The 8,536-nt window shown below is 62.7% G+C and carries 9 protein-coding genes; 3 read left to right on the top strand and 6 right to left on the bottom strand.

The annotated features are described in order from the left end of the window. Window positions 1–117: 117 nt before the first annotated feature. Window positions 118–606, bottom strand: a complete 489-nt coding sequence (locus ACCD00_RS12210; RefSeq protein ID WP_413424760.1) for a GFA family protein — start codon at window positions 604–606, stop codon at window positions 118–120. A 234-nt stretch (window positions 607–840) separates the two neighbouring features. Here ACCD00_RS12210 and ACCD00_RS12205 point away from each other — a divergent pair, with 234 nt between their 5' ends. From ACCD00_RS12205 to ACCD00_RS12195, 3 genes are all read left to right on the top strand, one after another. After that, complete coding sequence (locus ACCD00_RS12205) at window positions 841–1,725, top strand: LysR substrate-binding domain-containing protein (RefSeq protein ID WP_103393673.1); 885 nt, start codon at window positions 841–843, stop codon at window positions 1,723–1,725. Between the two features lie 100 nt (window positions 1,726–1,825). After that, window positions 1,826–2,950: an agmatine deiminase gene (aguA, locus tag ACCD00_RS12200; RefSeq protein ID WP_413424757.1), complete on the top strand. Its 1,125-nt coding sequence runs from the start codon at window positions 1,826–1,828 to the stop codon at window positions 2,948–2,950. Window positions 2,951–2,952: 2 nt separating this feature from the next. Beyond that, window positions 2,953–4,050 (top strand): extracellular solute-binding protein, encoded by a 1,098-nt coding sequence (locus ACCD00_RS12195; protein ID WP_413424755.1) that lies wholly within the window; start codon window positions 2,953–2,955, stop codon window positions 4,048–4,050. Window positions 4,051–4,164: 114 nt separating this feature from the next. On the opposite strand, the gene ACCD00_RS12190 is transcribed toward ACCD00_RS12195, so the two are convergent. The 5 genes from ACCD00_RS12190 to ACCD00_RS12170 all read right to left on the bottom strand — a co-directional run bounded on the left by ACCD00_RS12190 (window position 4,165) and on the right by ACCD00_RS12170 (window position 8,511). Continuing rightward, window positions 4,165–4,782, bottom strand: a complete 618-nt coding sequence (locus ACCD00_RS12190) for a DNA-3-methyladenine glycosylase family protein (RefSeq protein ID WP_413424753.1) — start codon at window positions 4,780–4,782, stop codon at window positions 4,165–4,167. Between the two features lie 3 nt (window positions 4,783–4,785). Beyond that, a complete protein-coding gene (locus ACCD00_RS12185; protein WP_413424751.1) occupies window positions 4,786–5,598 on the bottom strand; it encodes an isocitrate lyase/PEP mutase family protein in 813 nt (270 codons plus the stop codon). Window positions 5,599–5,632: 34 nt separating this feature from the next. After that, window positions 5,633–6,715: a bifunctional transcriptional activator/DNA repair enzyme AdaA gene (locus tag ACCD00_RS12180; protein WP_413424749.1), complete on the bottom strand. Its 1,083-nt coding sequence runs from the start codon at window positions 6,713–6,715 to the stop codon at window positions 5,633–5,635. Between the two features lie 187 nt (window positions 6,716–6,902). After that, the gene (locus ACCD00_RS12175) at window positions 6,903–7,523 is read right to left on the bottom strand and encodes a LysE family translocator (protein ID WP_413424747.1); all 621 of its coding nucleotides are present in this window, start codon (window positions 7,521–7,523) and stop codon (window positions 6,903–6,905) included. A gap of 91 nt (window positions 7,524–7,614) precedes the next feature. Continuing rightward, window positions 7,615–8,511 carry a DMT family transporter gene (locus tag ACCD00_RS12170; protein WP_413424745.1) on the bottom strand — a complete coding sequence of 299 codons (897 nt, stop codon included), beginning with the start codon at window positions 8,509–8,511 and terminating at the stop codon, window positions 7,615–7,617. Between the last annotated feature and the right edge of the window lie 25 nt (window positions 8,512–8,536).

Genomic DNA, 8,536 nt, shown 5'->3' with positions numbered 1-8,536 from the left:
TTTTTTTTGGGTTTTTTGGGGGGGCCCCCTTGCCCCCCAACCCCCCCCCCCCCGGTAAAATCATACCCACGGGGGGGGGGGGGTTGCCCCGCGAAGGGGCCATCAGCCAAACAAAAGCTAACGGCTCAAACCCAACCGTTCATGCCATTGCGCGATGGACTCTTCGGGGTACAGGTCGAACTGTTGATCCCTGGGCTGCGCCTGAACCTCCACCCACGGCGCTTTTGAGCCGAGCATCAGGTGCGTGTGCTCCGGCGGCACCGGCAGTGGCGTGTCGATGGCCGACGCGAAGGGGTGAATCAACTCAGGCCATTCGGGGCTGAACAGCCATAAACCCGAGCCGCACACCGAGCAGAAATGCCGCTCGGCGGTGCTGCTGTGGGCGCGTTTTTGGCCTTGTTCCTTGAGTCGCGCGTGGTAAATCGCGATGTGCTTGCGCCCGCGAACCTTGAGGCTGGCGGCATCGCCACCGAGGTTGATCGAATAGCCGCCACCGCCCTGGGTCTTGCGGCAGATCGAGCAGTAGCAACGCTGGTAAGGGTAGGGGTGGGCGCTGGTCAAACTGAACGACACCGCGCCGCAATGGCAGGAGCCTTCGAGGTGCATGGTGGTCTCCGGTGGCTTGGGGGATCCGGTATTAGCCTAGAAGACAAGAAGCGAGAGTGCCGACGCCATCGCAGGCAAGCCAGCTCCCACAGGTTATGTACCGGGCACAAGTTTTCTGTTCGCCTGCAATCCTTGTGGGCGCTGGCTTGCCAGCGATGAACGATAACGCGGTCCCACTGGACGCACACTAATGTCCGGGTCAGCATGGGCACCTCGAAACCGGGATCAAGCCCCATGCGACGACTACCCTCCCTGGCAGCCCTCAGAACCTTCGAATGCGCCGCCCGTCACGCCCATTTCGGCCGGGCGGCGGCCGAGTTGTGTGTCACCGACAGCGCGGTCAGCCACCAGATTCGCCAACTCGAAGAGCAACTCGGCGTGTCGCTGTTCGTGCGCGAAGGCCGGCAGATTCGCCCGACCCTGGCCGCCGGGCGCCTGATGCAAAGCCTGCAACAGGCCTTCGAACTGATTGGCGATGCCTGCGATGAACTGCGCGATCCTTCATCCCTGGCGGTATTACGCCTGGCGGTCACCGCCGAGCTGGCGCAAAAGTGGCTGATGAGTCGCCTCACGGATTTCTACGCGCGCTATCCGCACATCACTCTGCATCTGTACGAACAACCGATCGACGCCACGGCGCCCGGGGAAGACATCGACCTGGCGATCACCTACGGCACCGGTCCGGTGGACAGCACGGCGTATTTCGTCAGGCCGCTTCCGGCGTTGCAGTTCTTTCCGGTGTGCAGTCCCGGCCTGTTCAACCAAGGCACTCTGAAAACCCCGAAGGACCTGGTCCGTCATTGCCTGCTGCACGATGATCAGGACGGCAAGACCTGGACCGCGTGGCTCACCAGTCATGCCGGCGACCAGCGTCCGGACCGCCAGTTGTATTTCGCCCATGCCGGGCTGGCGCTGGAAGCGGCCGCTCAAGGGCAGGGCGTGGCCATGGGCGACAACCTGACAGCCCAGGAAGATTTGCTCAGCGGTCGGCTGGTACGGCCGTTTACGTCGAGCATGACCGCCCTGGGCCAATACGCGCTGGTGTGCGAGAGGGTGCGGCTGGAGCGTCCGGCGGTGGCGCAGATGCTGGAATGGTTCAACGATCAGTTGCTCGATTGATGAGTTGAATTCAAGTATTCCGAAATAATCATCGTTGGCGAGCCAGTCGCCAACGCCCTTAGCCTGTGGTCATTCCAATCCCTGCTGAAGAGGTTTGACCATGGCACGTTTGCTCGACACCACTCCCAAACAGGACGGTTTCCGTCTGCCCGGTGAATTCGAAGCCAAGTCCGGTTGCTGGCTCGGCTGGCCGGAGCGCACCGACGTCTGGCGCAACGGTGCCAAGCCGGCGCAGAAAGTCTGGGTGCAGATCGTCACCGCCATTTCCATGAGCGAACCGGTCACCGTATGCGCCTCGGCCGCACAGTTCGCCACCGCGCGCCGGCAGTTGCCACCGCAGGTACGTGTGGTGGAAATGACCTGCAACGACACCTGGTTCCGCGACAGCGGCCCGTGCTTTGTGGTCAATGACCAGAGCGGCGAAGTGCGCGGCGTCGACTTCGAATTCAACGCCTACGGCGGGCTCGACGGCGGCCTGTACTACCCGTGGGACAAGGACGACCAGATCGCCGGCAAAATCCTCGAAATCGAACGCTTCGACCGCTATCGCGCGCCACTGATTGCCGAACTGGGTGGCATCCAGAGCGACGGCCAGGGCAGTATCCTGACCACTGAACAATGCCTGCTCAACCGCAACCGCAACCAGCATCTGGGCAAGGACGAAGTCACCCGTCGCCTGACCGATTACCTCGGCGCCGAGCAGGTCATCTGGCTGCCGCGGGGCTGCAAGTTCGACGAAACCGATGGCCATGTCGACGACCTTGCGTGCTTCGTGCGCCCTGGTGAAGTGGTGTTGCAATGGACCGACAACCGCGATGACCCGCAGTGGGAAATCTATCAGGAAGCCTACGACATCCTGCGCAGCACCCGTGACAGTCGCGGCCGCGAGTTGATCGTGCACAAGCTGCCGCAGCCGGATGTGCTGGAGTGGACAGCTGAAGAGGCCGAAGGGCTGGACCAGCAGGACAGCACTCATACCCGTCAGGCCGGGACGAAAATCTGCGCGTCGTACATCAACTACTACGCCGGCAACCGTTCCATCGTGGTGCCGCTGTTTGGTGATCGCAACGACAAGGTGGCGCTGGCAACCCTGGCCGAGCTGTTCCCGAAACACAGCATCGTCGGCATCGAAAACTCCCGGGAAATCCTCCTCGGCGGCGGCAACGTCGCGTGCATCACCATGCCGCAGTACGCTGGCACTGCTTGCAACAAGATGGGAGTCTGACCATGGGCCTGCACAAACTGACTCAAGCAATACTGCTGGTGCTTGCACCCCTGTGTGTGCAGGCCGCCGATACCGCCAAGCCGGTGGTCAACCTGTACATCTGGGGCGAGTACCTGGCCCCGGATACCCTGAAGAACTTCGAGGAAAAAACCGGCATCCATGTGGTGGCCGATCACTTCGACTCCCTGGAAACCGTCGAGACCAAGCTGCTCACCGGCCGCAGTGGCTACGACCTGGTACTGACGGCGGGGCAGCACCTGTCGCGCGCCATCGAGAGTGGCGGGGTGCAGACGGTGGACAAACAACAGCTGCCGCACTTTGCCGGGGTTGGCGAGGAGTTCCGCCAGCACATGGCGGTGTTCGATCCGGGCAATCGTTATGCCGGGATCTACGCCTGGGGCACTACGGGCGTGGGTTATCAGGAACAGGCCGTGAAACAGCGCCTGCCCGACGCGCCGACAGACAGCTGGGCGATGCTGTTCGATCCGGCCGTGGTCTCGAAATTCGCCGATTGCGGGGTCAGCCTGCTCAACGATCCCAACGAAGTGTATGCGGCGGTCATGAAATACATGGGGCTGGACATCAACCGCCAGAACCTCGACGACCTGAAACTGGCCGAGCAGCAACTGGCGAAGATTCGGCCGTACATTCGCTACTTCGACAACGACCTGAACATCAGCGACCTGGCCAACGGCAACACCTGCGTGGCGATGTCGTGGAACGGCAACGTAGGCATCGCGGCGGGCCAGGCCGAGGCTGCGGGTAAGCCGTACTCGCTGACGTACCGCATTCCGAAGGAGGGCACGTTGATCTGGTTCGATGCCATGGTCATTCCCAAGGATGCGCCGCATCCAAAGGCCGGTCTTGCACTGATGGACTACCTGATGACTCCGGAGGTGATTGCGCCGATCACCGATACCATCCACTACGCCAATGCGATCACGGCGGCGGATGGCTTGATCGACCCGGCGATTCGCAATGATCCGGGGACGTATCCGCCGGCGGTGGTCAGGGCTTCGCTGTACAGCAAGAATGACAATGGCAAGGCGTTCAACCGGGCGTTGATCCGGGCGTTCAGTCGGTTGAAGTCGGGGTTGTGATCTGTTTCGGGTGATGTATTGACTGGACGGACGCCTTCGCGAGCAAGCCCGCTCCCACAAGGATCACGCGAACCCTGTGGGAGCGGGCTTGCTCGCGAAGAACGATAACGCGGTCTACCGCCCAGGCACCCGCCACAAATACCAGGAGGCCACCGTCCGGTAAGGGCTCCACCCCAACCCGATCTCGATCATCTGCTTGCGCGTCGGCTGCACCTCCAGGCCCTTGAGTCGCCTGTAGCCCTCACGCACGCCAAAGTCATCGGCCGGCAGGATGTCCGGTCGGTCCAGGCTGTAGATCAGCAACATCTCCACGGTCCAGCGGCCCACGCCGCGCAACGTGATCAGGCGTTCGATCAGCGCTTCATCGTCCATGGCCAGCGCCGTGGCGTAATCCGGCACCACGCCGTCCAGCGCCGCCTGGGCGATGCCCTGAATGGTCGCGATCTTGCTCGCGGAAAACCCGCAACTGCGCAACCTGTCGAAATCTGTCGCGACGATCTGTTCAGGCCTGGGGAACGAGCCTGAACCGAACAGCGCCAACAGCCGGCCGACAATCGCATCGCCAGCCTTGGCATGCAGTTGCTGATAGGCAATCGCCCGCACCAGCGACTCATACGGATCACGCGCCGCATGCGGCTGGTGCAGGCATGGGCCGATGGCGTCGATATGGCGGCGCCAGTCGTCATCGATGGCGGCCAGGAACTCACTGGCCGCCCGATAGCCGTCGGACATCGGTCAGGCTTTCCCGGACAGATTCAACAGGGCATTCACTTCACCATAGGTGAAGGCCTTCAGGTCGTGGGTATCGAGCTTGCCGGTTTGCAGAAAGCTTTTGGCGATGCCGGCCATGGCACCGTAGAGGAATTCGGCGATGCCTGAACCTGCGGACAGGCGGCGCACGCCAAGTGCCTCGAGCACTTCGGGCGACGGCAAGCCCGGGAAGCCAAGCACATTCAATGGCAGCGAGGTGCCGTGGCACAGCGCCTTGATCTCGTACTCCGCGGTAACGCCCGCCGCAAACAGGCCATTGGCACCGGCCGCCTGATACAACGCGGCGCGCTTGAGGGTTTCGGCGACGCGATCCTCGGCAGGCACCAGTCCCCGCAGATACACGTCGGTGCGCGCATTGATGAACAGGTTCACCTGACGGCGATCGGCAACCCGGCGCGCGGTCTCAATCTTGCGTGCCAGCAAATCCGGCGGCGAAGAACCGTCCTCGATATTGATCCCAACCGCGCCGGCGGCTATCACGGCGTCAACCACCTGAGCCACCCGTTCCAGATCATCGGAATAACCCGCCTCGATGTCCACGGTCAGCGGCACCGAAATGACCCGGGCAATCGACTCGACGGTCGAGACCAGACGCTCAAGGGGCAGGGTGTTGCCATCCGGGTAGCCATGTACCCAGGCCACCGCCGCGCTGCTGGTGGCCACGGCCTTGTTGCCCAGTTGTTCTACCAGCCGCGCCCCGGCGGCATCGGCGACGTTGGTGAGGATCAGCAAGCCATCGTGATGCAGTTGGTGCAGATGATTGTCGAGCCTGTCCATCGAGTTTCCTTCCTTATGAAAAGTCTGTGGGGGATCAGAACGCCAATTGCTCCGTGAGCTGCACCGCTGCGTTTTCCAGTCTGAGCAGAAACGCCTTGCGCGGTTGGCCTCCAGCGTAGCCGGTCAGCGAGCCGTCGGCACCGATCACTCGATGGCACGGCACGACAATCGATAAGCGGTTATGCCCGTTGGCCAGGCCCACCGCCCGGCTGGCACCGGGCTTGCCCAGAGCCGCCGCGATGGCACCGTAGGTGGTGGTTTGGCTGTAAGGGATCTTCAGCAGTTCAGCCCAGACCCTGCGGGAGAACTCGCTGCCGGGCATGTGCAGGGCAACGCTGAACTCCGTGAGCGTGCCGGCGAAATACGCGGACAACTGCGCTTCGATCTGTTGCAAATGCGGGTTGTGTCCCGGTGCCACGGCATAACCGAAACGGTTTTGCAGCGCTTCGACCGAAGGGTTCAGCGATGGCTGATCGAGAAACTCCAGCAGCACCAGTCCACGCCGTTCGGCCATGGCGATCATCGGCCCCAACGGCGTGGTCAGGCGCGTGAACAGCAGCGGCTCGCTGTTGGCCGCACGGCCCGGGGTGATGTGAAACGACTTCTGAAAGGCATCGCGAAAGCCGCTCAGGGACTCGTAGCCGGAATCGAATGCGACGTCGTCGATGGAGTCGCCCTGTTTGATTCCGCCCAACGCCAAACCCAGGCGCCGGGCGCGCAGCCACGCGTGGAAGGTCATGCCGAAATGCTGCTTGAACCAGCGACGCAGCTTCAGAGGTTCGACGCCTTCGGCCAGTAGCCGGGTGTCGGTCCAGCGCTGCTCCGGGGCGGCGTCTACCGACTTGAACAATTTTTGCACCCAGTCCGGCGCTCTGGCGGCCGTGTCCAGCGGTTTGCAGCGCAGGCAGGCGCGGTAGCCCGCCGCCAGGCATTGTTCGGTGTTGGCAAAGAACTCGACATTCGCAGGCTTCGGGCTGCGGGCGGTGCAACCGGGGCGGCAGAAGATTCGAGTGGTCTTGACCGCCGTGAAAAACACCCCCTCGTAGGAGGTGTCTCGCTCGAGCATGGCGCGAACCATCTCGGCACGGGGCGGTAGCAGCGTTTTTTGTAGGTTCATGGGCGCAGCATAGATCGCCTCATGGGTGGCCTCCACCGGAAAATCGACAGCGAATTTCGCACCGGAAGGTGAGCTCACCCTGTGGGAGCGGGCTTGCTCGCGAATACATAGTGTCAGTCACCTCGATGTCGAATGACACGCCGCCTTCGCGAGCAAGCCCGCTCCCACACAGAAAAAAGCAAAGTCTTCAGGCGCGACGCGCCATCAGCAACACCGAAGCCGCCGCCGACAGCAACCCGGCGCAGCAGCGGTTGAATATCCGCTTGCCCAACGGCCTGGCGAACCAGCGGCGCATGTGCAGGCCCATGTAGGCATAGGCGCCGATGGCGATCCACTCCAGCACCAGAAACAGCGCGCCCAACACCACGAACTGCGGCGCAATGGCGTGGGTCGAGTCGACGAATTGCGGCAGGAACGCGGTGAAAATCAGGATGGCCTTGGGGTTGCCGGCCGCTACCAGGAATTCCTGTCGGGCCAGCGCCAGGGTGCCCACGGGCGCTGTAGTGACCACGTTTTCGACGCCAGGATCGGCGCGCCACAATTGCCAGGCGAGGTAGAACAGGTAGGCGGCGCCGAGGATCTTGATGGCATAGAACAGCAGTTCGGAGGTTTGCAGTACCACCGCCAGCCCCGCCGAGGCGAGGGCAATCATCCCGGCAAACGCCAGCAACCGGCCGATGCCGGCCACACACGCGGTGCGGTAGCCATAGCGGGTCGAATTGCTGACCGACAGCAGGTTGTTGGGGCCGGGGGCCATGTTGAGGGCAAAGCAGGCCGGCAGAAACAGGGTGAGGGTGGCGAGGTCCATGGTGGGCTCCTGTAGCAAGAGCGCTATTTTTATCACAGCAACGCGGTGGCCAGACCCATACAGTGACGGGTGTAAACCACCGTACAAGGGGCTATCTGGCGAATTTTTTCGCACCGGCGACGCAGAGGATCACGGCAACGGTGACACCCAGCATGCCAAGGCTGACCTGTTCATGCAGCAGGGTGGCGGCCAGGGTCAGCCCGAAAAACGGCTGCAGCAGCTGCAATTGCCCAACGGCGGCGATGCCCCCTTGGGCCAGGCCGCGATACCAGAACACGAAACCGATCAGCATGCTGAACAGCGAGACGTAAGCCAGGCTGAACCAGGCTGGCGTGCTGATGCCGGTTAACGAAGCCGGCATGCGCATCCAGCTGAGCACCGCCACGACCGGTAGCGACAGCACCAGCGCCCAGGAAATCACTTGCCAGCCACCGAGCGTGCGCGACAGCTTCGCGCCTTCGGCATACCCCAGGCCGCAGGCGAGGATGGCCAGCAGCATCAGGATGTCGCCTTGCGGGGAGGCGGTCAGCCCTTGGGACAGGGCAAACCCGACCACCAGCAGGCTGCCCAGCACCGAGAAAACCCAGAACGCCGCCCGTGGCCGTTCGCCGCCGCGCAGAACGCCAAACACCGCCGTCGCCAGGGGCAACAGGCCGACGAAGACGATGGAGTGTGCGGACGTCACGTATTGCAGTGCCAGCGCCGTCAGCAGAGGGAAACCGATGACCACACCCAGGGCGACGATCAACAGCGGTATCAGTTGAGCGCGCGCCGGACGTTTTTCCTTGAATAACCACAGCAGGCACAGCGCCAGGACCGCAGCGATGGTCGCGCGGGCGACTGTCAGGAACACCGGATCAAACTCCAGCACCGCCACCCGTGTCGCCGGCAGCGAGCCGCTGAAGATCACCACGCCGATCAGGCCATTGATCCAGCCGCTGGTGCTGTTTTCCAGTGTCCGGTGTTGCAGGTTCGAGGTCCGTTCCATTTGGCTCACGCTCATTGTCTGATTG

It is taken from the genome of Pseudomonas sp. Pseusp3 (genome assembly GCF_047304225.1).
In the GTDB taxonomy this organism is placed as follows: domain Bacteria; phylum Pseudomonadota; class Gammaproteobacteria; order Pseudomonadales; family Pseudomonadaceae; genus Aquipseudomonas; species Aquipseudomonas fluorescens_CD.
The sequence above is the reverse complement of the archived record's forward strand: the minus strand, read 5'-3'. Positions and strand labels throughout refer to the sequence as shown.

What these genes read in the sequence shown, in the direction of transcription:
- ACCD00_RS12210 (WP_413424760.1), bottom strand. Translation starts at nt 606, where the DNA reads ATGCACCTCGAAGGCTCCTGCCATTGCGGCGCGGTGTCGTTCAGTTTG.
- ACCD00_RS12205 (WP_103393673.1), top strand. Translation starts at nt 841, where the DNA reads ATGCGACGACTACCCTCCCTGGCAGCCCTCAGAACCTTCGAATGCGCC.
- aguA (WP_413424757.1), top strand. Translation starts at nt 1,826, where the DNA reads ATGGCACGTTTGCTCGACACCACTCCCAAACAGGACGGTTTCCGTCTG.
- ACCD00_RS12195 (WP_413424755.1), top strand. Translation starts at nt 2,953, where the DNA reads ATGGGCCTGCACAAACTGACTCAAGCAATACTGCTGGTGCTTGCACCC.
- ACCD00_RS12190 (WP_413424753.1), bottom strand. Translation starts at nt 4,782, where the DNA reads ATGTCCGACGGCTATCGGGCGGCCAGTGAGTTCCTGGCCGCCATCGAT.
- ACCD00_RS12185 (WP_413424751.1), bottom strand. Translation starts at nt 5,598, where the DNA reads ATGGACAGGCTCGACAATCATCTGCACCAACTGCATCACGATGGCTTG.
- ACCD00_RS12180 (WP_413424749.1), bottom strand. Translation starts at nt 6,715, where the DNA reads ATGAACCTACAAAAAACGCTGCTACCGCCCCGTGCCGAGATGGTTCGC.
- ACCD00_RS12175 (WP_413424747.1), bottom strand. Translation starts at nt 7,523, where the DNA reads ATGGACCTCGCCACCCTCACCCTGTTTCTGCCGGCCTGCTTTGCCCTC.
- ACCD00_RS12170 (WP_413424745.1), bottom strand. Translation starts at nt 8,511, where the DNA reads ATGGAACGGACCTCGAACCTGCAACACCGGACACTGGAAAACAGCACC.